This window comes from Nonomuraea sp. N2-4H (assembly GCF_045291505.1).
GTDB lineage: Bacteria > Actinomycetota > Actinomycetes > Streptosporangiales > Streptosporangiaceae > Nonomuraea > Nonomuraea fastidiosa.
This window is the reverse complement of sequence record NZ_CP147987.1, coordinates 4485618-4510645: the sequence shown is the minus strand read 5'-3', so window position 1 is coordinate 4510645 and position 25028 is coordinate 4485618. Positions and strand designations below refer to the sequence as shown.

Genomic DNA, 25028 nt, shown 5'->3' with positions numbered 1-25028 from the left:
GGGCGCGGTCAGTCGCCGGCGGCCAGCACGTTCGACCTGATCGTCACCCACGTGATCGCCGCCGCGACGGCCATCATCGCCGCCGAGATCAGCATCGCCGTCCTGAACCCGGCGTCGAACACCGGCGGGTTCTGGAAGGCGTCGCCCACCAGCCCCACCAGCGGCGGCACCGCGGCCACCGCCAGCAGCCCGCCGGTGCGCGCGACCGCGTTGTTGACGCCGCTGGCCATGCCCGCGTGCCGTTCGTCGGCCGAGGCGAGCACGGTCGCCGTCAGCGGCGCGACCGTCGCCGACAGCCCGAGCCCGAACAGGAACACCGCGGGCAGCACCTGGAACGGGTAGGAGGCGCCGAACCCGATCGTGCTCATCGCCAGGAACCCGCCGCCCGCCGCCAGCATCCCGAGCGTCATGGGCGTGCGCGGCCCGAACCGCTTGGCGAGCTCGCCGGCCCTGGCCGACAGCAGCATCATCAGGATCGTCGCGGGCAGCATCGCCATGCCCGCCGCGATGGGCGAGAACCCGGACACCACCTGGAGCTGCACCACCAGCAGGAAGAACACCACGCCCATGGCCGCGTACATGATGAGCGTCACGATGTTGACGGCCGTGAACACCCGGTCGCGGAAGATGCCCACCGGCACCAGCGCGTCCGGCGACCTGCGCACCTGCACCACCACGAACGCCGCGCCCAGCACCACCCCGGCGGCCAGCGGCGCCACCGCGCCCCGCTCGATCAGCCCGTACGTGAGCCCGGCCAGCGCCAGCGCCGCGAGCACCGAGCCGAGCACGTCGAAGCGTCCCGCCGCCTGCTCGTCCCGGCTCTCCGGCACGTGCCGCAGCGTGACGAAGACGATGAGCGCCGCGAACGGCAGGTTGATCAGGAACGCCCACCGCCAGCCGGCCGACTGCACCACCCAGCCGCCGACCAGCGGCCCGACCGCGCTGGCCACGCCGCCGAGCCCCGACCACACGCCCACCGCGCGCGGCCGGTCGTGCCGCAGGAAGCTCGCCTGGATGATCGCCAGCGAGCCCGGCGTGAGCAGCGCCCCGCCGACGCCCTGCAGGGCGCGCGCCGCGATGAGCATCTCGATGCTCCGCGACAGTCCGCACAGCGCCGATGCGACCGCGAACCAGACGACCCCGATGAGGAAGATCCGGCGGCGGCCGTAGCGGTCGCCGAGCGAGCCGCCCAGCAGGATGAGCCCGGCCAGGGTCAGCGTGTACGCGTTGATCGTCCACTGCAGCCCGTCCATGCGGGCGTCCAGGTCGCGGCCGAGGAACGGCAGCGCCACGTTCACCACGGTGCCGTCGAGCAGCGCGAGCCCGGACCCGAGCACCGTCGCCGCCAGGATCCACCGGCCACGCGCCGACTTGACGGCGACGTGCCCATCGGCCTGCTGGGACGGGTTGCTCATGCGAACATCATCCAGCCCTGGCCTGGATCACCCGTACGCGGGGGTGCGCGGCTGGGCCCGAGGTGCGTCAGCGGCGCTCGATCGCCCGGAGCACGAACTCCGACACCAGCTCCCCGGCTCGCTCCACCGTGACGTCGCCGCTGATGAGCGGCACCCGCTCGGCCCCGATGACCGCGAGCACCATGCGCGCGGTGGCCGCCACATCCAGCACGCGGAAGTCGCCCGCCTCGATCCCGCTCTGCAGGATGCCGGCCAGCACCTGCTGCATCGGCGCGACGTGCTCGGCCAGCCGCTGGTACGCGTCGGGCCCCAGCGCGGCGCTCAGATCGGCGGCCCCGGGATGCGGATGGGCGAGCAGCCCGGCGAGCTGCAGCCTGACGAACGCCCGCAGCCGCTCGGCCGGCGACGCCCTCTCGGGCAGCTCACGCTCGTAGCTCTCGATGAAGTACCGCGTCACCCGCTCGGTGAAGGCCAGCAGCAGCGCCGCCTTGTCGGGAAAGTAGTTGTAGAGAACGGTCCGCGTGATGCCGGCCTCGTTGGCCACGTCCGTCATCGAGATCTCATCGATGCCCTGCACCCGCGACAGCCGGGAGACGGCCTGCAGGATGCGGTCGCGCGTCTGCGCGCGATGCTCACCGATGGTGGCGGCCGAGATACGGGGCATACCCACCATCGTAGGCCGCCCCGCTCACTCCGCCCCCGTCAAGCAGGGATGATCACGCGGCCTTCCTGATGACGCGGTGGAGGTCGGTGAGGACGTCGGTGTTGAGCCGGTACGCCAGGCGCACCTCGGCGATCATCCGCTGCCGCTCGGCCTCGTCCAGCTCCTCGCCCAGGGCGTCGAGGCGGGCGCGGTACTCGCTTTTGAAGCGGGGCAGGCTGCCCAGCTCGTCGAAGACGTAGAAGTCGACGCCCCCGCCCCTGCCGTAACCGTAGATCTTCTGCAGCTCCATCCGGATGAACTGGCCGCCGGACAGGTCGCCGAGGTAGCGGGTGTAGTGGTGGGCGACGTAGCCGCCAGGCCAGCCGGCGACCTCGCGGATGCGGGCCACGAGGGCGCGGGTGGACTCCGACGGCGCGATGCGGTCGCGCCAGCCGGGGCCGTAGATGGCGGCGAGGTCGCGTTCCAGCGCCGCCTCCCGATAGAGCTCGGGGAAGACGAAGCGGCCCGCCACCGGGTGGCCGGCCAGCTCGCGGGAGACGCCGTCGAGCGCGGCGTAGGCGAAGTAGTGCTGGGCCACCATCTCGCCGTATTCCTGCTCGGTCAGGCGGCCGGCCATCAGCGCGGCGAGGTATCCGCCGGACTCGGCGGACTCGTGGTCGGACCACGTGGCGTTCCGCAGCGTTTCGGAGAAGGTCGAGGTCACGGCCCACCTCTGCTCGTGCCGGCGTTTCATGACGAAGTGTCACAAACGGCGGCGGGCGGCGTCAAGAAGATGACGACAGTCTGTCAGCAAAGTCTGCCTCTCCTTTCCGCTGCCAGGAAAAGGCCACGTCAGGCCGGGCGTTCGGCGTAATGGCAGGCCGCGAAGTGGCCGTCCACCTCTTCGAACGCCGGCTCGACCTGCCCGCACCGATCCGTGGCCTTCCAGCAGCGGGTGTGGAAGCGGCAGCCGGGCGGTGGCGCCACCGGGCTCGGCGGGTCGCCGGCCAGCATGATGCGCTTGCGGCCGCGCAGGGCGGGCTTCGGCACGGGCGCCGCCGACAGCAGCGCCATCGTGTACGGATGCGCCGGCGCCGAGTACACCTCGGCCGCCGTGCCCAGCTCCGCCATCCGCCCCAGGTACATCACGCCCACCCGGTGGGAGACGTGCCGGACGACGGCGAGGTCGTGCGCGATGAACACCAGCGCCACCCCGAGCGTGCGCTGCAGCTCGGCGAAGAGGTTGACCACCTGCGCCTGCACCGACATGTCGAGCGCCGACACGGGCTCGTCGCAGACGATCACGTCGGGCTCGGTGGCAAGGGCGCGGGCGATGCCGATCCGCTGCCGCTGGCCGCCGGAGAACTCGTGCGGGAAGCGGCTCATCCGGTCGGGCGACAGGCCGACCAGGGTCAGCAGCTCGGCGACGCGCTCGCGCATGGCGCGGGAGTTCGGCGCCAGGCGGTGCACGCGCAGCGGCTCGGCCACGATGTCGTGCACGGTCATGCGCGGGTTGAGCGAGGTGAGCGGGTCCTGGAAGACCATCTGGACCCGCCGCCTGATGTCGCGCGGCACGCCGCCCCTGGTGAAGAAGGGCCGGCCGCGGAAGGTGACCTCGCCCTCGTCGGGACGTTCGAGGCCGACGAGCATGCGGGCCAGGGTGGACTTGCCGCAGCCCGACTCGCCGACGATGCCGAGGGTCTCGCCGGGATAGAGGTCGAGGTCCACGCCGGAGACCGCGCGTACGGCGCCGCCCCTGGACAGCAGGCCGCCCCGGTACGTCTTGTGCAGGTTCACCGCCCGCAGCACCGGCTCGCTCTCCTGCTCGGAGGTCCTGGTGGGGGCGGCGTCAGGTGAGAGCGCCATCGAGCATCTCCTCCGCGTGGTGGCAGGCGACGTAACGGTCCGATCCGGCCCGCAGGACCGTGAGCGGCGGCCGGGTCCGGCCGCACACCTCGCTCGCCCGCGCGCAGCGCGGCGCGAACGAGCACCCCGGCGGCACCTCGGCCGGGCTGGGCGGCGCGCCGGGAATGGCGCGCAGCTCCGATGCCGGGCTGTCCAGGTCGGGGACGGCGGCGAGCAGCGCCTCCGTGTACGGGTGCGCGGGCCGCTCGTACAGCTCGCCGACCTCGCCGCGCTCGACGATGCGCCCGGCGTACATGACCGCGATCCGGTCGCTGACCTCGGCCGCGACGCCGAGATCGTGCGTGATGAGCAGCACGGCGGTGCCCAGCTCGCGCCGCAGCCGGTCGATGAGCTCCAGGATCTGCGCCTGGACGGTCACGTCGAGCGCGGTCGTCGGCTCGTCGGCGATGATCAGGTCGGGCTCCAGCGCCACCGCCATGGCGACGAGGATGCGCTGCCGCATGCCGCCGGAGAACTGGTGCGGGTAGTCGTCGATGCGCTTGGCGGCGGCGGGGATGCCGACGAGGTCGAGCATCTCGATGGAGCGGGCCCGCGCCTCCTTGCGCGACAGGCCGCGGTGCACGCGGAACAGCTCGCCGATCTGGTCGCCGATGCTGAGCACGGGGTTGAGCGCCGACAGCGCGTCCTGGAAGACGAGCGTCATCGCGCTGCCGCGCAGCGCTCTGAGCTGCTCGGCGTCCATGGCGAGCAGGTCGCGCCCGCCGAGCCTGGCCGACTCGCAGCGTACGCGGGCGTTCGGCTGGTCGAGCAGCCCCATGACGGCCTTCGCGGTGACGGATTTGCCCGAGCCCGACTCGCCGAGCAGCGCCAGCGTCTGGCCGCGCTCGATGGTCAGGTCGACCCCGCGGACCGCCGGGATCTCGCGTCCCTGGACGGTGAAGGTGACATGCAGGCCGCGGATCTCCAGGGCCGGTGGTTCGCTCACCGCACCCCCTCCTCGATTGTGACGAATACTGGCGCTGATGGATGGTCTGCTGCCGAAAAACAACTCGGATATTGTCTTTGGCGCCTGATCCTGGCAAACTTCCGGCAATCGGACAAGAGGGGATACCAGATGCTGGAAGCCGCGAAGAGCTACAAGGGCTACCGTTCGTACGAGTACCTCGAAGAAGGTGTCGACTACCGGCACTTCGACCTGGCCCCCGAGATCGGCCGCGTCCCCGCCTACCAGGGGCCCGAGCTCACCACCGAGCAGACCGAGCGCGTACGCCGTCTCCTCACCGAGAGCCTCGTCGTCTCCCTGCACGACCACCCGTCGGTCTTCCCCGACGACATCAGCCAGACCGTCGACTACAACCGCACCGCCCGCCACCGCACCGGCTACGAGGGCCTGGCCCGCTCCGGCATGACCGTCGTCTTCGACAACCTCATGGACGGCACCTGCTGCGTCACCAGCCAGGCCGGCTGGAAGTGGACCGACGTGGTCGCCGACATCGGCATGCGCCTGTCGGACATCGCGCACCAGGACTACCTCATCAAGGTCGAACGCCTCGCCGACGTGTACGAGGCGCACAACAGCGGCCGCATGGGCCTCGTGCTCGCCCTGGAGGCGGCCACGATGATCGAGAACGAGCTCGACAGGATCGACATGCTGTACGGCTTCGGCGTACGGCAGATGGGCATCGCCTACAGCGAGGCCAACACGCTCGGCAGCGGCCTGAAGGAGCGCCGCGACGGCGGCCTGACCCTGTTCGGCGAGAAGGCCGTGCGCCGCATGAACAAGCTCGGCATCGCCATCGACGTCTCGCACTCCGGCGACCAGACCTCGCTCGACACGATCAGGCACTCCACCAAGCCGATCCTCATCACCCACGCCGGCGCCCGCGCGGTCTGGCCCACCAACCGCATGAAGCCCGACGAGGTCATCAAGGCGGCGGCCGAACGCGGCGGCGTCATCGGCCTGGAGGCGGCCCCGCACACCACGCTGTCGCCGAACCACCCCAGGCACAGCCTGGAGTCGGTCATGGACCACTTCACGTACTGTGTGGACCTGGTCGGCATCGACCACGTGGCCTTCGGCCCCGACACGCTCTTCGGCGACCACGTCGGGCTGCACGACACGTTCGCCGACCACCTGTCGATCAGGGAGGCGCACGCCGGGATCGACTACGAGAAGGTCGAGTACGTGGACGGCCTGGAGAACCCGGCCGAATGCTTCTGGAACATCATCTCCTGGCTCGTCGCCCACGATTACTCGGACGACGAGATCACCAAGGTCGTCGGGGGCAACGTCATGCGGGTGCTGGAAGAGGTCTGGATCTGATGAAACGTGTCACGCTCGCCGCGGCGCTGGCCGCCGCACTTACCGCCATCACGGCTTGCGCCCCCAGCGTGCCCGGCCAGTCGGGCTCACCGTCCGCACAGCAGGCCGCTCCGGCCTCGGCCGACCGGCTGACCATCGGCACCACCGCCGACGTGGTCAACTACAACCCGCTGGTCGGCAACAGCCGTACCGACTCGTGGGTCACCAGCCTCATGTACCCCCACCTCATGCAGATGGACGAGGCCGGCAAGCGCACCCCGTACCTCGCCACCGAGTGGTCGTACGCGGAGGACGGCAAGAGCGCCACCGTCAAGCTGCGCGACGACATGAAGTGGTCCGACGGCAAGCCGGTCACCGCCGACGACGTGGTGTTCGCGATCACGGCGGTACAGAAGGAGCAGTTCGGCGTCGTGGCCGGGCTCATCACCGCGCTCGACAAGGCCGAGGCCGTCTCGCCCACCGAGGTGCGCTTCACGCTGACCCGCCCCGACGGCACGTTCCTCGACAACGTGGGCTTCTGGCTGCCGATCGTGCCCAAGCACGTCTTCGAGAAGGCCCCGAGCGTGCAGAAGTTCGCCAACGACAAGGACTGGGTGAGCGCGGGGCCGTTCAAGCTGACCAAGGTCGAGCGCGGCCAGCGCTACATCATGGAGCGCGTCGACGACTTCGGGCCCGGCAAGCCCACCGTCAAGGAGGTCGTCTTCCGCGTCTTCCCCGACGTCAACACCGAGGTGCTGGCGCTGCGCAACGGCGAGATCGACCTCATCGGCAACGTGCTGCCGCCCGCCACCGCGGCCGAGCTGAAGAACGACCCCAAGGTCAAGCTCCAGCAGATCCCCTCGCTCGGCTGGGCCCACCTGCAGTACAACACCAAGCGCAAGCCGCTGGACGACGTGCGCGTGCGCCAGGCGCTGGCCCACGCCGTGGACTACGAGGCCATCAGGAACATCGCGCTGAAGGGCTTCGCCAAGTCCTCCAACTCCAGCGTGCTCACCCCCACCCTGCCCGACTGGACCGACCCGACGTCCAAGGAGTACGCCTTCGACCCCGAGCAGTCCAAGAAGCTGCTCGCCGAGGCGGGGCAGACCGGCCTCAAGCTCGGCATGATCTACGACCAGGCCGACCCGAACATCGCCCGCTGGGCGCCCATGGTGCGCGACTCGGCGAAGAAGGCCGGGATCACGATCGAGCTGCAGGGCCTGGAGCGCAACACGTACCTGGACAAGACGGCCAAGCGCGACTTCGACATCTACGCCGGATCGTGGGCGATCATGGACAACCCGCCCGCGAACCTGGGGCTGGCGTTCAAGACCGGTGGGTTCATCAACTACGCCCAGGTCGAGGACCCCAAGCTGGACGCGCTCATCGACAAGGCGCAGCGCGCGCTCACCGTCGACGAGGCCAGGGGCCCGATCCAGGAGGCCGCCCGCATCATCCACGACCAGGTCTACGACAACGTCCTGTACGTGGAGACGTTCAACATCGCCTACTCCGCGAAGTGGACCGGCTTCAAGCCGATGCCGAGCGAGCTGCTGTCCATCCTGAACCCGCTCTCCCTCGCCTCGGCGAAGCCGGCGGGCTGATATGCGGTTCATCGGCCTACGGCTGGCCCGCGGCCTGCTCACCCTGTGGTTCGCGGTCACGGTGACGTTCTTCCTGGTCCGCCTGCTGCCGGGCGACCCGGTGCTGGCCGTGGCCGACCCGAACATGACCGAGGAGCTGCGCCGGAAGCTGCTCGCCGACTTCGGCCTGGACAAGCCCCTGGCCGCACAGTACGTCGACTACCTCGGCCAGCTCCTCCACGGCAACCTCGGCATGTCGTTCCGCCAGTCGGTCCCCGTCACGACCGTGCTGATGGAACGGCTGCCGTGGACGCTGATCCTCACCGGCTCGGCCATGGTGGTGACGATCGCGCTGGGCATCCCGCTCGGCGTGCTCGCCGCCACCAGGGCCAAGGGCTGGCTCGACCGGGTCATCCAGCTCACCGGCGTCACCGCCCAGTCGCTGTTCGTGCCCAGCGTCGGCATCTTCCTCATGTACGTGCTGGGCGTCTGGCTCGGCTGGTTCCCCATCGGCGGCGCGGTGGACCTCGACGCCACCGGCATCGCCGCCACCGTCAGCATGGTGCACCACCTGGTGCTGCCCTGCCTGTCGCTGGTGCTCATCCAGCTCGGCGGCTACGTGCTGACCATGCGGACCACGCTCATCGAGGCGCTCGGCGAGGACTACGTCTCGCTGGCCAGGGCCAAGGGCGTACGGCCCGGGACGGTCGTGTGGAAGCACGCGCTGCGCAACGCGCTGCTGCCCACCACCACCATCGCCGGACTGCAGCTCGGCACCCTGGTCGGCGGCGCGGTGCTGACCGAGACCATCTACGCCTACCCGGGCATCGGCCGCGCCATCTACGAGGCGGTCGGCCAGCTCGACTTCCCCGTCCTGCAGGGCGCGTTCGTGCTGCTCGCCGCCGCCGTCGTGGTGGCCAACCTGATCACGGACGTGGCCTACGGCATCCTCGACCCGAGAGTGCGCACCACATGACCGCCATCGCAGCGGAGCTCACCCCGCGCAGGCGGACCTGGAGCTCCTTCCGCCGCAACCCGCTCGGCATGGCCAGCGCGGCCGTGCTGCTGCTGATGCTGCTCATCGCGATCTTCGCGCCGCTCATCGCGCCCTTCCCCGAGGGATACGGCCCCGACACCTCGCAGCCGCCCTCGGCCGCCCACTGGTTCGGCACCGACGACATCGGCCAGGACGTCTTCGCCCAGGTCGTCTGGGGCACCAGGGTCAGCATGGCGGTCGGCGCCAGCGCCTCCGTGCTGGCCATCGGCATCGGCCTGCTCATCGGCGTCAGCGCCGCGTACTTCCGCCGCCTCGACACCCCGCTCGGCGTGCTGGTCGACCTGTCGCTGTCGCTGCCCGTGCTGCCGCTGATGATCCTGGTCGCCGCGCTCGCCGGGCCCAGCGTGCGCACGCTGGCCGTGGTGATCGCGCTGTTCAGCTGGCCCGAGGTGGCCCGCGTGGTGCGCTCGCAGGCGCTGGCCATCGTGCCCATGCCGTTCGTGTCGGCGGCCAAGGTCGTCGGCGGCTCGTCGTGGTGGATCGTCCGCAAGCACCTGCTGCCCGGCGTCGTCCCCGTCGTCGGCGTGTCCGTCGTGCTCACCACGTCGCGCGCCGTGCTGTCGGAGGCCGGGCTCTCCTTCCTCGGCCTGGGCGACCCGAACAGCTGGTCGTGGGGGACCATCCTGCACAAGGCGCAGCAGTCGGGGGCGCTCGCCTCCGCCTGGTGGACCACGCTGTTCCCGTCGCTGGCGATCCTGCTGCTCGTTCTCTCCACCACGCTGCTGTCCGTGGCCTACAACGACGCCCGCAACCACAGGAGCGACACATGACCTTCTCCCAGCGGCTGCCCGGCTCCTTCTACGCGGGCGCCCTCGACCGGGTGCGCGCCCGCATGGCCGCCGACGGGCTGGCGGCGCTGCTGCTCGACGACCCGCTGGACGTCGCCTACCTCACCGGATTCCACCACTTCCCGAACGAGCGCCCGGTCGCCTGCTGGCTGCCGCTCGACGGCGACCCCGTGCTGCTCGTGCCCGACCTCGAACGCGAGTACGCCGAGGACCAGGGCGCCAGGGCCGAGATCCTCGCCTACCCAGAGTTCCCCGGCACCCGCTCGCCGTTCGCGGTGCTCGCCGCGCACGTCCCCGCCCCCGCCACGGCCGGGTACGCGCCGTCCACCTCGATCGGCCGTACGGCGGCGCTGGCCGAGGCGTTCCCCGGCACCCGCTGGCGCGTCTGCGACGCCGTCGGCCAGGTGCGGCTGCGCAAGCAGCCCGAGGAAATCGCGCTGCACGAGGAGGCCGCCCGCATCGCCGACCGGATGATCGACGCCGGCGTGGAGCTGGTCAGGCAGGCCCTCGAAGCGGGCGGCGAGCTGCCCACCGAGACCGAGCTGGCCGGCCACGTCATCTCCTACGGCTCCCGCCTCATGTACGCCTCCCACGAGGACGTCGTGGTCGTCCCCATGCTGACCGGCGGCCTCGTCTACGGCGGGCCCAACTCCGCCCAGCCGCACCGGCTGCCCGGCGGTGACCGGCTCAAGGCGGGGGAGACGTTCATGCTCTCGCTCGGCTGCGCCGTCGGCGGCCGGTTCGTCGAAAGCGAGCGCACGTTCGTCATCGGCGAGCCCACGCCCGAGCAGGCCCGCTACTACGAGGCCGTACGCGAGGCGCAGGAGATCGGCACCGAGGCGCTCGTCCCCGGCATCACCTGCGAAGAGGCCAACCGCCGCTGCCTGGCCGTCATCAAGGAGGCCGGCGACGGCGCGCACCTGCGCCACCGCCAGGGGCACGGCATCGGGCTCGGCTTCCACGAGCCGCCGTGGCTGTCCGACGGCGACGCCACCGAACTCGCCCCCGGCATGATCCTGTCCAGCGAGCCCGGCGTCTACGTGCCGGGCCACGCCGGCTACCGCATCTCCGACACCGTGCTCGTCACCGAGTCGGGTCCGCGCCGGCTCACCGCGTACCCGCGCGAGCTCACCGACGTCGTCATCTGAGAGAGGACACCTGTGTACGTCGACATCAACGGCAACCGCCTCAACGTCGAGATACTCGGCGACGGCGAGCACGTCGTCATCGCCCACCACGGCGCACCCGGACTCGGCTCGCTCGCCGAACCCAAGGCCAGCTTCGGCCGCCTCGCCGACGCCTACCGGGTGCTCGTCTTCGACGCGAGAGGTTCCGGGGCCAGCGGGCTCAACGGGCCGTTCACCCACGAGCAGTGGGTGGCCGACGTCGAGGGCCTGCGCCAGTGGATCGGCGCCGAGAAGATCGTCATGGCCGGCGGCTCGTACGGCGGCTTCATCGCCATGGAGTACGCCGCCCGCCACCCCGACCGCGTCAGCGCCCTGGTCCTGCGCGACACCTCGGCCGACAACGCCAACCAGGACCTCGCCATCCGCAACGCCGCCGCCTCCTCCCGGGTGACGATCGACCGCGACAAGCTCGACCGCATCATGTCGGGCACCGTCCGCGACGACGACGACCTGCGCGACTGCTGGCGCGAGATCCTCCCCCTGTACGACCACGACTACGACCCCGCCAAGGTCGAGCAGCGCGTGGCCGCCACCCCGTACCACTACCAGACGCACAACTACGCCTTCGCCCACAACCAGCCGAACTACGACATCAAGCACCTGCTGCCCGGCATCACCGCGCCGACCCTCGTCACCGTCGGCCGCCACGACTGGATCACGCCGCCCGAGTGCAGCGAGACCATCGCCCGCCTCATCCCGGGTGCCGAGCTGCGCATCTTCGAGAAGTCCGGGCACTCGCCGCAGGTCGAGGAGGCCGAGCTGTGGGAGGCCACCGTCCGCGACTTCCTCGCCAGAGCGCTCGCCGGCACGTCCGGCTCCTCGGGCACCGCCGTTTCGGCGGGAGCGTCCGGCTCCTCGGGTACCGCCGATTCTGCTGGCGCGTCCGGCTCCTCGGGTACCGCCGATTCTGCTGGCGCGTCCGGCTCCTCGGGTTCCGCCGGCTCTGTCAGCGAGGAGCCGGGTGGCGCGCGGCAGGTGCGAGAACGGCCCTGATCGCGCGATGATGCCCCCGATGGAAGATCTCGACGACCTCGACCGCAAGATCCTCGCCGCGCTCCACGTGAACGGCCGGGCGAGCTGGACCGACATCGCCCAGCTCATCGGCACCTCCACCACGACGGTGGCGCGGCGGGCCCAGCACCTGTTCAGCGCCGGCCTGGCCCGGGTCGCGGTGCTGCCGCACCTGGAGCACGAAGGACCCGTCCACGTGTTCCTCGTACGGCTGACCTGCGCGCCCGGCAGCCAGCTCAGGGTGGCGGGCCTGCTGGCCGCCAACCCCGACATCCGGTACGTCACCATCGTCACCGGCGGCTACGACATCGTGTTCGAGCTGGTCGCACCCAAACACCGCGACCTGTACTCGATGCTGGTCGACTTCGTCCAGTCCATCCCCGGGGCGCAGCAGAGCAACGCCGACCTGGTGCTGCACACGTACAAGGTGAGCTACGACTGGAGCGCGCCGCTGCTCGGGCAGGGCGCGAGCGCCTTCGCCACGCCCATGCCCGGCCACACCTGCGAACCCGGGCACCTCGACGACGTCGACCGCGAAGTGCTCGCCGCGCTCCGCGACGACGGCCGGGCCAGCTTCCAGTCCGTCGGCCGGCGCATCGGCATCAGCGAGAGCACCGCCAGGAGGCGGCTCGAGGCCATGCTCGAACGCGGCTGCGCCAGCGTCACCACGTTCATCCCCGCCGCCGCCCTCGGCTACGAGGCCGAGATCCTGTTCTGGCTGTCCATCGAGCCGAGCATGCAGGACAGCGTGGCCGAGCGGCTGTCCGGCGAACGCGGCGTCCGCATGATCGCGTCGGTGCTCGGGCAGGCCTCGCTCATCTGCGAGGTCATCGTCCCCACCACCGCCGACCTGCACCACTTCACCTCGCGCACGCTGGCCTCCGTACCCGGCATCCAGTCGTGGACGGCCGGAGTGCAGGTGCTGACCGTCAAACGCGGCTTCCTCATGGTGCCGTGGGCCGAAAGCAGAATCGCCGCGGCCCTGGCGGGCTGACCGGCCTCGGACCTGGCACGACCGGGGATGCGGCGCAGCGGCGCTGATCACGCAAAGGGGAGCCCCCGGGAGCTAGCGGGTGTAACGGTGCTTGGCGCCCGGAGGGAAGTACTCCGGGTCGCCGGCCTCGCGCAGCCGGATCACCGGCCGCTGCCGCTCGGGAGGCACGTAGGCGGCGAACTCGCTGTTCAGCCGGAGCAACCGGCCCAGGATCGCCTCGCCCGCGGCCGCCGCCACCTCCTCCGACGGCCGTACGCCCGGCATCAGCTCCACCGTGACCGTCAGGGCCCGGTCGCGGCGCTCGTCCTCGGCCACCTCCAGCACGAACTTGCCGGTCACCGCCCCGCTCACCTCCGGCTGCTCCAGGCCGACCGCGATGTTCTCCGGGTAGACGTTCGCGCCGTAGAAGGAGACCGTGAAGTGGCTGCGGCCGAACACGTACACGAACGGCCGCTCCGGGCCGCTCGCCGACGGCTTGAACCCGTGCTCCGCGACGTACGACAGCAGCCTGTCGTACGGCAGCACGCCGCCCTCGTCGGCGATGTGGTAGCGGATCAGCGGGACGCCGTTGTCGCCGGTGAACAGCAGCGTGCCCTCGTGCTCCTCGAAGTAGCGGACCCGCGGGTCGTACTGGACGAGGGTCGGCAGCCGCGACTCGCCGAAGATCTCTCTCGCCAGGTCCGGCCTGCCCGACAGGAAACGGCGGATCTCGGCCGACAGCGGCGTCTCGTTGCCCAGCACGCCGGCGTCGGCGGTGCCGTACAGGGAGGCGATGCCGCGCAGGGGGTCGGCGATGCCCGCCCGCTCGGCCACCAGCGCCCGCCACTCCTCGCTGAACACCTCGCCCGCCGTCACCAGCTTGAGGTCCCACTCGTGCCACGGCAGGTCCTCGGTGTCGATCACGTTCTTCAGGAACGGCGGGTAGCCCAGCAGCACCACCTGATCGAAGTACGGGGCCAGCGCGGGCAGCACCCGCCGGATCTCCCGCCGGTCGGTGCCCGGCGCGACCACCGTGATCGGAAACCCGCGCTCGGCCAGGTGACGGCAGCAGCTCACCGTGAACAGCCCGCCCACCCACGTGCCGAGCGCGAAGCACACCACCGCCAGCGTGCGCCGCTCGCGGGCCCCGAACGCGTCGCCGAACACCTCCGCGAACCGGTCCGTGATCACCCGCTCGTCCGACGCCGAGCGCGGCCAGAACGACGGCTCGCCCGTCGATCCCGACGACACGGCGACCATGTCCCCGATCACACCGTTCCTGCACAGGTCGGGCAGGGGATGGCGGCGCGTGTAGCCGTCCTTGGTCGTCATCGGCAACGTCGCGAAGTCCGCGAGCGTCCGCACCCTCGCCGGATCGACCTGATGCTCGGCCAGGAACCTGCCGTAGGCGGGCACGGTGGCCGCCACCTCGTGAAAGAGCTCAACGGGATCCACTCGCCGACTGTACGACCCCACCGCCTCCCGGAAAACCACCCCGGCCCGCGCGTTCCCCGCCGGACGCGCTTTCGTCACAGGAGCGGGTGCGGGGCGGTGTGTCCCAGCGCGTTGCGGGTGTGGTTGGTCGGGACGTGATGGGGGTGGGTGCGGGGCCGTCTGCTTCAGTGCGTTACGGGCGCGGTTGGTCCGAACGTCACAAGGGCGGGCGCAGGGGCGGTGTGCTCCAGCGCGTTGCGGGTGTGGTTGGTCGGGACGTGATGGGGGTGGGTGCGGGGCGGTGTGTGTCCCAGCGCGTTGCGGGCGTGGTTGGTCCGGGCGCGACAGGGGCGGGCGCGGGGTCACTCGCCGGGGCGGACGAGGCCGGATTCGTAGGCATAGACGATCGCCTGGGCGCGGTCGCGCAGGCCTAACTTCATCAGCACCCGCCCCACGTGCGTCTTGACCGTCTGCTCGGCCACGAACAGCTTTTCGGCGATCTCCTGGTTGGACAGCGCCTGGGCGACCAGCAGGAGCACCTCGGTCTCCCGCTCGGTCAGCTCGTCGAGCCGCCGCCCCGGCACCGGGCGCGGCGAGCCGAGCCGGGCGAACTCGGTGATCAGCCGCTTGGTGATGGCCGGCGCGAGGAGCGCCTCCCCGGCCGCGACCACGCGTACGGCCTCCACGAGCTGCGCCGCCGATGCGTCCTTCAGCAGGAACCCGCTCGCCCCTGCCCGCAGCGCCTCGTAGACGTAGTCGTCGAGGTCGAACGTCGTCAGGATGAGCACTTTCGCCCCGATGTCGCGGGCCATGAGCTGCCGGGTCGCCTCAAGGCCGTTCATGACCGGCATGCGCACGTCCATCAGCACCACGTCGGGCTTGAGCTCGGCGGCCCGCTCGACGGCCTCGCGCCCGTCGGCCGCCTCGCCCACCACCTCGATGTCCGGCTGGCCGCTCAGGAACACCGTGAACCCGGTGCGCACCATGCCCTGATCGTCCGCGATCAGCACCCTGATCACGCGCTCTCCCTTCCCGCGATCGGTAACGTGGCCCGCACCTCGAACCCGCCACCGGGCACGGGACCTGCCTTCAACGTGCCGTCGAGCAGCGCCACCCGCTCCCGCATGCCGATGAGCCCATGACCGCTCCCCGCCGGCCGGTCCCGCACGGCCCCGCCACCCGGCACCTCGTCCCGCGGAGCCGCGTCGTCCGGCGCATCGTCGCGCGAAGCCCGGCTGCCCGGCGCATCGCCGCGCCGGAGCCCACCGCCCACTGCGCCGGCTCGCGAAACCCCCTGGCCCGGCGTCTCTGCCCGCAGCGCCCGGCCGCCCACCTCGGGCTCGCCGGCGTCCCTCGAACCGCCGTGCTCAGACCCGCCCCGGCCCAGCTCGCCGGCCGGTCGGTGGCCGAGCGCCAAGACCCCGCCCGACGGGTCGCGGCCGGCGCCCTGCGGCAGGGCGGGGCCGGGGCCGTTGGTGACGGTGAGGTGGAGCTCGTCGCCCACGCGGGCGATGTCGACGGCGACGGCCGCCCCGGGCGCGTGCCGCATCACGTTCGACAGCGACTCCTGGACGATCCGGTACGCCGACAGCTCCACCGCCGACGGCAGCCCGCTCAGCTCCCCGCTCCGTTTGACCAGCACCGCGAGCCCGGCGGCGCGCGCGTTGGCGGCCAGCTCGTCGATGCGGTCGAGCCCCGGCTGCGGCGCGGTGTCGGCCCGCCCGGTGGGGTCGCGCAGCACGCCGAGCACCTGGCGCAGCTGCGCGATGGCCTCGAGGGACAGCCCTCTGATCTCGGCGAGCCCCGCCTCTAACTGCGCGGGGTCGCCCGCCGCCTTGAGCGGCACCGCCTCGGCCTGAATGGCGATCACCGACATGTGGTGCGCGACCACGTCGTGCAGCTCACGCGCGATGCGGGCCCGCTCTTCCAGCACCGCCTGCGCGCTCTCGGCCTGCTTGGTGCGCCGCTCCTCCTCGACGAGTTTGGCGGTGGCGCTGCGCCGCACGCGTACGTTGTAGCCGAACAGCAGCGCGACCGTCGTGAAGACGGCGACCAGCGGCATGGAGTTGGGGTGGATGATCCACGCCGCCAGCACCGTGAGAACCCATACGCCCACCGTGATGCGCCGCTCGCAACGCACGGCGACGGAGTAGAGCACCAGCGGGTAGGCGATGGTCATCGAATCGGGGTAGGGGGCGAGGTCGGGGGCGCGGCTGAGCTCGACCCAGACGCTGAGCGGGACCGCCGCGAAGGCCACTCGCCAGGCGGCCAGCGGCCAGCGGTGGCGCAGGGCCACGGGGAGCGCGACGCCCAACGCGGTCAGCGTCGGATAGGTGTCGGAGACGGGAGCCTGAGGCCCGTTGCGCGCCATCAGCACAGCGGCCTGGGTGTTCCACTCCAGCACCCAGGAGATGGTCACGTTGAAGAGGATGAGCGCCAGCAGCAGGTCGGCGATCTGCACGAGGTCGATGGTCCGCAGCGGCAGCACCCGCTGCACCGGTTGCGGCATCCGGAACGTCAGCCGGCGCCGCTGCGTCGGCGGGTCGGCCTCGCCGCGGTAGAGGGCGAGCACGATCGGCTGCACCAGGGCACTCGTCGTACGCCACACCGCCCCCTTCTTCACGACACCCCCGTCCGGTCACCAGCTCCTCCGGCGAGCGGGGGAGGAGCAGAGGAAACGCCTGCTCAACAATAAATCGCGACCTTCGCCGGAGTCGTCACACCGAGGTCTGATCCTGACTCAACCCTAGGTATGGCTTACATCATTACGATCGCCGTGAGCGAACATCGGCAAGGAAGGGAACAATGCGAGGCTCCAATGAATTGAGTCGGTATAACTCAACCCTTTGGAGTTCGTATGAGTGAGAGCTTGACCCTGCCGGTCCTGCCGCTTGACGACGCCGTCGTCCTGCCGGGCATGGTGGTTCCGCTGGACCTGTCCGACTCCGAGGTGCGCGCTGCGATCGAGGCGGCCCGTGCATCCGGTGGCAACAAGCCACGGGTCCTCCTCGTTCCCCGCATAGACGGCCGCTACGGCGCCATCGGCGTCAGTGCCGTCGTGGAGCAGGTCGGGAGGCTGCCGGGCGGCGAGCCCGCCGCGGTGGTGCGCGGCGTCGACCGCGTCCGCGTGGGCACCGGCACGACCGGCCCCGGCGCCGCGCTGTGGGTGGAGGCCGACACCATCGATCCCGTCCCCGCCGGCGACCGCGCCCACGAGCTGGCCAAGGAGTACAAGGCGCTGGCCACCACGATCTTGCAGAAGCGCGGCGCCTGGCAGGTGGTCGATCAGGTCAACCAGATCGACGACCCCTCGGTGCTCGCCGACAGCTCCGGCTACACCCCGTGGCTCAGCACCGCGCAGAAGGTCGAGCTGCTCGAGCAGCCCGACCCGGCGGAGCGGCTGGCCAAGCTCATCGAGTGGTCCCGCGAGCACCTGGCCGAGCTCGACGTCGCGGAGACGATCCGCAAGGACGTCCAGGAGGGCATGGAGAAGCAGCAGCGCGAGTTCCTGCTGCGCCAGCAGCTCAACGCCATCCGCAAGGAGCTGAAGGAGCTGAACGGCGACTCCGCCGAGAGCGAGGAGGAGGACTACCGCGCCCGCGTGGAGGCCGCCGACCTGCCCGACAAGGTGCGCGAGGCCGCGCTCAAGGAGGTCGACAAGCTGGAGCGGACCCCCGATCAGTCGCCCGAGACCGGCTGGATCCGCACCTGGCTCGACACCGTGCTCGACATGCCGTGGAACGTCCGCACCGAGGACAACTACGACCTCGCCAACGCGCGGGCCGTGCTCGACGCCGACCACACCGGCCTCGCCGACGTCAAGGACCGCATCATCGAGCACCTGGCCGTGCGCAAGCGCCGCCAGGACAAGGGGCTCGGCGTGGTGGGCGGCCGCCGCAGCGGCGCCGTGCTGGCGCTCGCCGGCCCTCCCGGAGTCGGCAAGACCTCGCTCGGCGAGTCCGTGGCGCGCGCGATGGGCCGCAAGTTCGTCCGCGTCGCGCTCGGCGGCGTACGCGACGAGGCCGAGATCCGCGGCCACCGCCGCACCTACGTCGGCGCGCTGCCCGGCCGCATCGTCCGCGCCATCCGCGAGGCCGGCTCCATGAACCCGGTGGTGCTGCTCGACGAGGTCGACAAGGTCGGCGCCGACTACCGCGGCGACCCCACGGCCGCCCTGCTCGAGGTGCTCGACCCGGCCCAGAACCACACGTTCCGCGACCACTACCTCGAGGTCGAGCTCGACCTGTCCGACGTGCTGTTCCTGGCCACCGCCAACGTGCTGGAGGCCATCCCCGGGCCGCTGCTCGACCGCATGGAGGTCGTCACGCTCGATGGCTACACCGAGGACGAGAAGGTCGCCATCGCCCGCGACCACCTGGTCCCCAGGCAGCTGGAGCTGGCCGGGCTCACGGCCGAGGAGGTCACGGTCGAGGAGCCGGCGCTGCGCAAGCTGGCCGCCGAGTACACCCGCGAGGCGGGCGTGCGCTCGCTCGAACGCTCCGTCGCCCGCATCCTGCGCAAGATCGCGGCCAAGGACGAGCTGCCCGTCACCGTACGCGAGGAGGACCTGGTCGACTACCTCGGACGGCCGAGGTTCGTGCCCGAGTCGTCGCTGCCGGAGAACAAGCAGCGCACCTCCGTCCCCGGCGTGGCCACCGGCCTGGCCGTCACAGGGGCGGGCGGAGACGTCCTGTACGTCGAGGCGTCGCTGGCCGACCCCGAGACCGGCGAGACAGGGCTCACGCTGACCGGCCAGCTCGGCGACGTGATGAAGGAGTCGGCCCGCATCGCACTGTCCTACCTGCGCTCCCACGGCGCGGAGCTGGAGCTGCCAGTCACCGCGCTGAAGGACCGCTCGGTCCACGTGCACTTCCCCGCGGGCGCCGTGCCGAAGGACGGACCGTCCGCCGGCGTGACGCTGACGACGGCGCTGGCCTCGCTGCTGTCCGGCCGGCTGGTCCGCAGCGACGTCGCCATGACCGGCGAGATCTCGCTGACCGGGCGCGTGCTGCCGATCGGCGGTGTCAAGCAGAAGCTGCTCGCCGCCCACCGGGCCGGCATCACGACCGTCCTCATCCCGGCGCGCAACGAGCCCGACCTCGACGACGTGCCCGAGGAGGTCCGCAAGGAGCTCACCATCCACACGGTGAGCGACGTGCGCGAGGTCCTCGACATCGCGCTCAGCCCGGCCGAGGTCGCGACCACCGTCGCGGCCTGACCGCCGCCCGGCCCGTGCCGCGCCACGAGCCACCGCCCCGCCGTACCTGGCCTCCTGGGGTACGGCGGGGCGGTCATGTCCGCGCCCCATGGCGGAGTACGGCGGGGCCGTCCTGCCCGCCGCCACGGTCGAGGAACCGCGCCCCCACGCGCCCAGTGCCCTGCGCCCCGCCCCCACACGCGCCCCGCGCTTGGCGCTCGCCCGGCGCTTGGCGCTCGCCCCGCGCCCTGCGCTCCCGCTCCCGCTCCCGTGCCCGCGCCTCGCTTCCGCGTTCGCGCGCCCCGCGTTGGCGCGCCGCGCGTTGCGCGCCCCGCGTCCGTGCGCCCTGCGGCCGGTGTCCGCGCGCTCTGCGCCTGCGACCCTGTATCGCCTGCGTCGTTGGCTCCCTGCGTCGCGCCGCGAGCCCCGCCCCTGCTCGCACCCGGTCTCCCGGGTTGTGGTGGGACGGCTGTGTGGGCGTCACTTCGATAACACCCTGCTGCATTCGCCGCCCTACCGCTTCTGCCCGCTTTGGCGTGCTGCGCAGGGTGGGGCTGTTGTGTGTGGCCCTTCGGGGGCCGTGCCCGGCTCCGTCCCTTACTGCTCCCGTCCTGCTGTGCAGGCGGGGTGGCTGTGTGCGCGGCTCTTCGGGGGCCTGCTGGCTTCCGCCGCCCGTCCACACCTGGTCATCTGGCCTGCCTGGGGCGGGCGTGTGCCAGCCCTTTGAGGGAGGCCCTGTCGGGGGAGGCCCGCCTGCTTTCGCCACCCCTCTGCCCATCGCCTCCCGGCCTACGGCGGGGCGGTCGTGCGCGAGGGGTCATCGCCGGGCGTGACGTATATCACTGAAAAGACCGGGAATAGCGGAAAAGATCACCGTCGTTGACCCGGGCGTGAACGAGGCATACGCGACCGATCGCTGCGTCCCCGAGGGCGCCGCGTGTCGCCGCATGCGTATGGGGCGAATGCCGGCCCGCTAGAAGCAGACCCACCCGCCCGTTCCTCGAAGTCGAAGGTCGTCATGATCAGACCAGGTCACGTGCTGCGCAGGCTGAGTCACCTGCCCTTCCACCCCGGCATGCACTGACTTCGGCGCGCCTCAGGCGCGCGCCAGCCCTTCCGGTGATGTTCGTTCCCGCGGCCCGCCACGCGGCCGCCCTCAGTCGTGGGGATTCTCCGTGATCCAGGCTTCCGGCCTGCGCAAGCAGTACGGCGACACCGTCGCGCTCGACGGCGTCGATCTGCATGTGCGCGAAGGCGAGATCTACGGCGTGCTCGGCCAGAGCGGCGCCGGCAAGAGCACGTTGCTGCGCTGCGTCAACCTGCTCGAACGCCCCACCGCGGGCACCGTCACCGTCGCGGGACAGGACCTGACCGCGCTCGGCGACCGCGAGCTCAACCGCGCCAGGCAGCGCATCGGCATGATCCACCAGCACTTCGCGCTGCTCTCCTCGCGCACGGTGGCGGGGAACGTGGCCTTCCCGCTGGAGATCATGGGCGTGCCCAAGGCCGAGCGCGAGCGCAGGGTGGCCGAGCTGCTGGAGCTGGTCGGCCTAGAGGGGCGCGGCAAGGACCGCCCGCACCAGCTCTCCGGCGGCCAGAAGCAGCGCGTCGGCATCGCCAGGGCCCTGGCGGGCAACCCGTCGGTGCTGCTGTCGGACGAGGCCACCTCGGCGCTCGACCCGGGTACCACGCAGTCGATCCTCGCCCTGCTCAAGCGGCTCAACACCGAGCTGGGCCTGACGATCCTGCTCATCACCCACGAGATGAACGTGGTCAAGAGCGTCTGCGACTCGGTCGCCATCATGTCGCGCGGCCGCATCGAGGAGTCCGGCGCCATCGCCGACCTCATCAGGACCCCGGGCTCCCGGCTGACCAGGGAGATCTTCCCGCTGCCCGAGCCCGCGCCCGCGGGGTCGGTGACGCTGACGTTCACCGGCGACCCGCGCCAGCCCGTGGTGTCGGAGGTGGTGCGCAAGTTCGACGTGGACCTCAGCATCCTCGGCGGCTCCATCGAGGACCTGGCGGGCGGCTCGGTCGGCCGGCTGCGCGTCGTGCTCGACGGCTCCGACCGGCAGGCGGCGCTGGCGTACCTGCGTGACTGCGGGCTGATCGTGGAGGAAGCGGGGGAGGCCGCGTGACCTGGGAAGAGATGCTGCCGCTGCTGGGCCCGGCGACGCTGGAGACGGCCGCCATGGTCGGCTGGTCCACGCTGTTCACGCTGCTGCTCGGGCTGCCGCTCGGCGTGGCGCTGGTGGTGTTCGACCGCGACGGCCTGCGCCCGCTGCCCGCGCTGAAGTCCGCGCTCGGGTTCGTCGTGAACGTGGGGCGCTCGCTGCCGTTCATCGTGCTGATGATCGCGATCATCCCGTTCACCCGGCTGGTCGTCGGGACCACCATCGGGACGGCCGCCTTCGTGGTGCCGCTGACCGTCGGCGCGGTGCCGTTCTATGCCCGGCTGGTCGAGACCGCGCTGCGCGAGGTCGGCAAGGACGTCGTGCAGGCGGCGCAGGCCATGGGCGCGAGCAGGACCGCGATCGTGCGCAAGGTCCTGCTGCCCGAGGCGCTGCCCGGCCTGGTCGCGGGCCTGACCGTGACCGTGGTGGCGCTCATCGGCTACTCCGCCATGGCCGGCACGCTCGGCGGCGGCGGGCTCGGCGACCTGGCCGTCCGGTACGGCTACCAGCGGTTCGAGACGCTCCTGATGATCGTGACGGTCGTGCTGCTGCTCGTCATCGTGCAAGTCCTGCAGAGCCTGGGCGACTGGGTCGCTCGGCGCCTATCGCACAAGTAAGGAAAAATCATGAAAATTCACCGCATTGTGGGTGCTGTCGCGCTGGCTCTGTCGCTCGCCGCATGCGGCACGTCGCAGTCGGCGACCGGCCCCACGCAGGCCGAGTCCGCCGACGACGTGATCAAGGTGGGCGTCAATCCGGTGCCGCACGCGGAGATCCTCAACTTCGTCAAGGACAACCTCGCCCCCGCCGCCGGGCTCAAGCTCGAAGTCGTCGAGTTCACCGACTACGTGCAGCCCAATGTGCAGCTCGAAGAGGGCAAGCTGACGGCCAACTACTTCCAGCACCGGCCGTACCTCGACGACTTCAACAAGAGCAAGGGCACGAACCTGACCTTCGTCGCGGGCGTCCACCTGGAGCCGCTCGGCCTGTACTCCAAGAAGGTCACCGACGTGTCGGCGCTGCCCAGCGGGGCCACCGTGGCGCTGCCCAACGACGCCACCAACCTGGGCCGCGCGCTCAAGCTGCTCGCCGACAACGGCCTGATCACGCTCAAGGACGGCGTCGGCACCGCCGCCACCGAGCGCGATGTGGCGCAGAACCCGAAGAACCTGCAGTTCAAGCCGCTGGAGGCGGCGCAGCTCCCGCGCTCGCTGGAGGACGTGGACGCCGCGGTCATCAATGGCAACTACGCCATCGAGGCCGGTCTCAAGCCCGCGTCGGAGGCGCTGGTGCTGGAGAAGACCGAGGGTAACCCGTACGTCAACGGCCTGGTCGTGCCGAGCGGCCACGAGAAGGACGCCAACATCGTCACCCTCGGCAAGCTGCTGCAGGACCAGAAGGTCAAGGACTTCATCCAGCAGAAGTACCAGGGCTCGGTCATCCCGGCCCAGTGATCCAGGCCGTCACCACCGGTGCAGCCGACGTGAGCGCCCGCCCGCGATAGAGCGCCCGCACGGGTCCGGCCCGGTGCGTCGCGGTTCCCGCGCGAACTCCGGTTCGCGCGGGCGTGAGATCCCGGCCCGGTGTCCGTTGCGGCCCCCGCGTGAGTTCCGGCTCGCGCGGGGGCTGTTCCGGTTCTGGCGGGGCTGTTCCGGTTCTGCTGGCGTTGCGGTTCTGCTGGGCTGTTCCGGTTCTGCTGGGCCGTTGCGGTTCCGGCGGGGCTATTCCGGTTCTGCTGGGCCGTTGCGGTTCTGGTGTGGGCCGTTCCGGCTCTGATGCCGGCTGTTTCGGTTCTGGCGGGTGGCAAAGTAACCGAATACTGTTCTGTTCATGTATCCGGGAGCCATCGCAGCAGTCACCCCCGACAAGCCCGCTGTGATCATGGCGGGCTCCGGACGCGTCATCACCTACCGCGAGCTGGACGAGGAGTCGAACCGGCTGGCCCACCTGTTCCGCTCCGCCGGCCTGCGCCCCGGCGACCACGTCGCCTTCATGCTGCCCAACCACCCGCTCTTCCTCGCCGTCGCCTGGGCCGCGCACCGCGCCGGCCTGTACTACACCCCCATCAGCTCCCGGCTGCAGACCGACGAGCTGGCCTACATCGTCGGCAACTGCGGCGCCCGGGTCTTCATCTCCAGCGCCGACCTGGCCGCCGTCGCCACCTCCGTCACCGCCGCCACCCCGGACGTCGAGCTGCGGCTCATGCTCGACGGCGAGGCCGAGGGCTTCACCTCGTACGAGCGGGCCGTCGCCGCCCACCCGGCGACGCCCATCGCGGACGAGTGCACCGGTGCCGACATGCTCTACTCCTCCGGCACGACCGGCCGCCCCAAAGGCGTCAAGGTGCCCGCCTCGCACGGCCCGCTGGAGGAGCCCGGCATGCTGCTCAAGCTCATCCAGGCCCTGTTCGCGCCGACGGCCGGCAGCGTCTACCTCTCGCCCGCCCCGCTCTACCACGCCGCGCCGCTGCGCTACTGCATGTCGTTCCAGCGCCTCGGCGCCACGGTGGTGGTGATGGAGCGCTTCGACCCCGAGCAGTACCTGGCGGCGGTCGAGCGGTACGCGGTGACGCACACGCAGCTCGTACCGACGATGTTCATCAAGATGCTGAAGCTGCCGCAGGAGGTCCGCGCCAAGTACGACGTCTCCTCGCTCAAGTACGCCATCCACGCCGCCGCGCCCTGCCCCATCCCGGTCAAGGAGCAGATGATGCAGTGGTGGGGACCGATCATCCACGAGTACTACGCGGGCACCGAGGGCAACGGCTTCCTCTACGTCGGCCCTGAGGACTGGCTGACGCACAAGGGCACGGTCGGCCGCTCCCTGCTCGGCATCGTGCACATCTGCGACGAGAACGGCGATGACCTGCCGCCGGGCGAGCACGGCACGATCTACTTCGAGAAGGGCGGCCGCTTCGAGTACCACGGCGACCCCGACAAGACCCGCTCGGCCCAGGACCCGAAGGGCAGGGGCTGGACGACGCTGGGCGACATCGGCTACCTCGACGAGGAGGGCTTCCTGTATTTGACCGACCGCCGCTCGTACATGATCATCTCAGGTGGTGTGAACATCTACCCGCAGGAGGCCGAGAACGTGCTGTCGGTGCATCCGAAGGTGGCCGACGTGGCGGTGTTCGGCGTGCCGGACGAGGAGATGGGCGAGCAGGTCAAGGCCGTGGTCGAGCCGGTGAACATGGACGAGGCGGGACCGGAGCTGGAGTCGGAGCTGATCGCGTACTGCCGCGAGCACCTGGCCCACTACAAGTGCCCCAAGTCGGTGGACTTCCGGGCCGAGCTGCCCCGCCACCCGACCGGCAAGCTTTACAAGCGGCTGCTGAGGGACGAGTACTGGCCCGCCGGACGTTAAGAAAGATCGAACGGAGGCTCCGCACCCCGCGC

Annotated in this window: 20 protein-coding genes; 12 read left to right on the top strand and 8 right to left on the bottom strand. The window is 71.0% G+C overall.

Annotated elements, in window-relative coordinates; genetic code table 11:
- Nucleotides 1–8 precede the first annotated feature (8 nt).
- The 5 genes from WBK31_RS20820 to WBK31_RS20800 all read right to left on the bottom strand — a co-directional run bounded on the left by WBK31_RS20820 (nucleotide 9) and on the right by WBK31_RS20800 (nucleotide 4909).
- On the bottom strand, nucleotides 9–1415 hold the full coding sequence (locus WBK31_RS20820; protein WP_364054142.1) for an MFS transporter: 1407 nt from the start codon (nucleotides 1413–1415) through the stop codon (nucleotides 9–11).
- Nucleotides 1416–1482: 67 nt separating this feature from the next.
- Nucleotides 1483–2079: a TetR/AcrR family transcriptional regulator gene (locus WBK31_RS20815; RefSeq protein ID WP_364054139.1), complete on the bottom strand. Its 597-nt coding sequence runs from the start codon at nucleotides 2077–2079 to the stop codon at nucleotides 1483–1485.
- Nucleotides 2080–2131: 52 nt separating this feature from the next.
- On the bottom strand, nucleotides 2132–2812 hold the full coding sequence (locus WBK31_RS20810; RefSeq protein ID WP_364054136.1) for a biliverdin-producing heme oxygenase: 681 nt from the start codon (nucleotides 2810–2812) through the stop codon (nucleotides 2132–2134).
- A gap of 98 nt (nucleotides 2813–2910) precedes the next feature.
- Nucleotides 2911–3924, bottom strand: coding sequence for an oligopeptide/dipeptide ABC transporter ATP-binding protein (locus tag WBK31_RS20805; RefSeq protein WP_364054133.1), 1014 nt, complete (start codon nucleotides 3922–3924; stop codon nucleotides 2911–2913).
- Nucleotides 3908–4909 carry an ABC transporter ATP-binding protein gene (locus tag WBK31_RS20800; protein WP_364054130.1) on the bottom strand — a complete coding sequence of 334 codons (1002 nt, stop codon included), beginning with the start codon at nucleotides 4907–4909 and terminating at the stop codon, nucleotides 3908–3910. Before WBK31_RS20800 ends, WBK31_RS20805 begins: the two co-directional genes overlap by 17 nt.
- A gap of 129 nt (nucleotides 4910–5038) precedes the next feature.
- Here WBK31_RS20800 and WBK31_RS20795 point away from each other — a divergent pair, with 129 nt between their 5' ends.
- The 7 genes from WBK31_RS20795 to WBK31_RS20765 are packed head-to-tail and all read left to right on the top strand — an operon-like array spanning nucleotide 5039 to nucleotide 12846.
- Nucleotides 5039–6247, top strand: a complete 1209-nt coding sequence (locus WBK31_RS20795; protein ID WP_378787971.1) for a dipeptidase — start codon at nucleotides 5039–5041, stop codon at nucleotides 6245–6247.
- The gene (locus tag WBK31_RS20790; RefSeq protein WP_364054125.1) at nucleotides 6247–7830 is read left to right on the top strand and encodes an ABC transporter substrate-binding protein; all 1584 of its coding nucleotides are present in this window, start codon (nucleotides 6247–6249) and stop codon (nucleotides 7828–7830) included. Before WBK31_RS20795 ends, WBK31_RS20790 begins: the two co-directional genes overlap by 1 nt.
- A gap of 1 nt (nucleotide 7831) precedes the next feature.
- On the top strand, nucleotides 7832–8785 hold the full coding sequence (locus WBK31_RS20785) for an ABC transporter permease (protein WP_364054122.1): 954 nt from the start codon (nucleotides 7832–7834) through the stop codon (nucleotides 8783–8785).
- Nucleotides 8782–9636, top strand: coding sequence for an ABC transporter permease (locus WBK31_RS20780; RefSeq protein ID WP_364054119.1), 855 nt, complete (start codon nucleotides 8782–8784; stop codon nucleotides 9634–9636). Before WBK31_RS20785 ends, WBK31_RS20780 begins: the two co-directional genes overlap by 4 nt.
- Nucleotides 9633–10802: a M24 family metallopeptidase gene (locus tag WBK31_RS20775; RefSeq protein WP_378787974.1), complete on the top strand. Its 1170-nt coding sequence runs from the start codon at nucleotides 9633–9635 to the stop codon at nucleotides 10800–10802. The genes WBK31_RS20780 and WBK31_RS20775 overlap by 4 nt, the downstream gene beginning before the upstream one ends.
- A 12-nt stretch (nucleotides 10803–10814) precedes the next feature.
- Nucleotides 10815–11834 carry an alpha/beta fold hydrolase gene (locus WBK31_RS20770; protein WP_406672992.1) on the top strand — a complete coding sequence of 340 codons (1020 nt, stop codon included), beginning with the start codon at nucleotides 10815–10817 and terminating at the stop codon, nucleotides 11832–11834.
- Nucleotides 11835–11853: 19 nt separating this feature from the next.
- Entirely contained in the window at nucleotides 11854–12846 is a 993-nt protein-coding gene (locus WBK31_RS20765) for an Lrp/AsnC family transcriptional regulator (RefSeq protein ID WP_364054110.1), read from the top strand.
- A 72-nt stretch (nucleotides 12847–12918) separates the two neighbouring features.
- Here WBK31_RS20765 and WBK31_RS20760 read toward each other — a convergent pair whose 3' ends face one another.
- The 3 genes from WBK31_RS20760 to WBK31_RS20750 all read right to left on the bottom strand — a co-directional run bounded on the left by WBK31_RS20760 (nucleotide 12919) and on the right by WBK31_RS20750 (nucleotide 16882).
- Nucleotides 12919–14280 carry a phenylacetate--CoA ligase family protein gene (locus WBK31_RS20760; protein ID WP_364054107.1) on the bottom strand — a complete coding sequence of 454 codons (1362 nt, stop codon included), beginning with the start codon at nucleotides 14278–14280 and terminating at the stop codon, nucleotides 12919–12921.
- 341 nt (nucleotides 14281–14621) lie between these two features.
- Nucleotides 14622–15278, bottom strand: a complete 657-nt coding sequence (locus WBK31_RS20755) for a response regulator transcription factor (protein WP_364054105.1) — start codon at nucleotides 15276–15278, stop codon at nucleotides 14622–14624.
- The gene (locus WBK31_RS20750) at nucleotides 15275–16882 is read right to left on the bottom strand and encodes a sensor histidine kinase (RefSeq protein ID WP_406672991.1); all 1608 of its coding nucleotides are present in this window, start codon (nucleotides 16880–16882) and stop codon (nucleotides 15275–15277) included. Before WBK31_RS20750 ends, WBK31_RS20755 begins: the two co-directional genes overlap by 4 nt.
- 234 nt (nucleotides 16883–17116) lie before the next feature.
- On the opposite strand from WBK31_RS20750, the gene lon reads away from it, so the two are divergent.
- The 5 genes from lon to WBK31_RS20725 all read left to right on the top strand — a co-directional run bounded on the left by lon (nucleotide 17117) and on the right by WBK31_RS20725 (nucleotide 24996).
- Complete coding sequence (gene lon, locus WBK31_RS20745) at nucleotides 17117–19477, top strand: endopeptidase La (protein WP_364054099.1); 2361 nt, start codon at nucleotides 17117–17119, stop codon at nucleotides 19475–19477.
- A gap of 1154 nt (nucleotides 19478–20631) precedes the next feature.
- Nucleotides 20632–21594: an ATP-binding cassette domain-containing protein gene (locus WBK31_RS20740; RefSeq protein WP_364054096.1), complete on the top strand. Its 963-nt coding sequence runs from the start codon at nucleotides 20632–20634 to the stop codon at nucleotides 21592–21594.
- Nucleotides 21591–22247: a methionine ABC transporter permease gene (locus tag WBK31_RS20735; RefSeq protein WP_364054093.1), complete on the top strand. Its 657-nt coding sequence runs from the start codon at nucleotides 21591–21593 to the stop codon at nucleotides 22245–22247. Before WBK31_RS20740 ends, WBK31_RS20735 begins: the two co-directional genes overlap by 4 nt.
- Before the next feature lie 9 nt (nucleotides 22248–22256).
- Nucleotides 22257–23084: a MetQ/NlpA family ABC transporter substrate-binding protein gene (locus WBK31_RS20730; RefSeq protein WP_364054090.1), complete on the top strand. Its 828-nt coding sequence runs from the start codon at nucleotides 22257–22259 to the stop codon at nucleotides 23082–23084.
- 376 nt (nucleotides 23085–23460) lie between these two features.
- On the top strand, nucleotides 23461–24996 hold the full coding sequence (locus WBK31_RS20725; RefSeq protein WP_364054087.1) for an acyl-CoA synthetase: 1536 nt from the start codon (nucleotides 23461–23463) through the stop codon (nucleotides 24994–24996).
- The last annotated feature ends 32 nt before the right edge of the window (nucleotides 24997–25028 follow it).

Bases quoted from the DNA above. Each gene is read 5' to 3' on its own strand.
- WBK31_RS20820 (WP_364054142.1), bottom strand. From the start codon at position 1,415: ATGAGCAACCCGTCCCAGCAGGCCGATGGGCACGTCGCCGTCAAGTCG.
- WBK31_RS20815 (WP_364054139.1), bottom strand. From the start codon at position 2,079: ATGCCCCGTATCTCGGCCGCCACCATCGGTGAGCATCGCGCGCAGACG.
- WBK31_RS20810 (WP_364054136.1), bottom strand. From the start codon at position 2,812: ATGAAACGCCGGCACGAGCAGAGGTGGGCCGTGACCTCGACCTTCTCC.
- WBK31_RS20805 (WP_364054133.1), bottom strand. From the start codon at position 3,924: ATGGCGCTCTCACCTGACGCCGCCCCCACCAGGACCTCCGAGCAGGAG.
- WBK31_RS20795 (WP_378787971.1), top strand. From the start codon at position 5,039: ATGCTGGAAGCCGCGAAGAGCTACAAGGGCTACCGTTCGTACGAGTAC.
- WBK31_RS20790 (WP_364054125.1), top strand. From the start codon at position 6,247: ATGAAACGTGTCACGCTCGCCGCGGCGCTGGCCGCCGCACTTACCGCC.
- WBK31_RS20785 (WP_364054122.1), top strand. From the start codon at position 7,832: ATGCGGTTCATCGGCCTACGGCTGGCCCGCGGCCTGCTCACCCTGTGG.
- WBK31_RS20780 (WP_364054119.1), top strand. From the start codon at position 8,782: ATGACCGCCATCGCAGCGGAGCTCACCCCGCGCAGGCGGACCTGGAGC.
- WBK31_RS20775 (WP_378787974.1), top strand. From the start codon at position 9,633: ATGACCTTCTCCCAGCGGCTGCCCGGCTCCTTCTACGCGGGCGCCCTC.
- WBK31_RS20765 (WP_364054110.1), top strand. From the start codon at position 11,854: ATGGAAGATCTCGACGACCTCGACCGCAAGATCCTCGCCGCGCTCCAC.
- lon (WP_364054099.1), top strand. From the start codon at position 17,117: ATGAGTGAGAGCTTGACCCTGCCGGTCCTGCCGCTTGACGACGCCGTC.
- WBK31_RS20730 (WP_364054090.1), top strand. From the start codon at position 22,257: ATGAAAATTCACCGCATTGTGGGTGCTGTCGCGCTGGCTCTGTCGCTC.
- WBK31_RS20725 (WP_364054087.1), top strand. From the start codon at position 23,461: ATGTATCCGGGAGCCATCGCAGCAGTCACCCCCGACAAGCCCGCTGTG.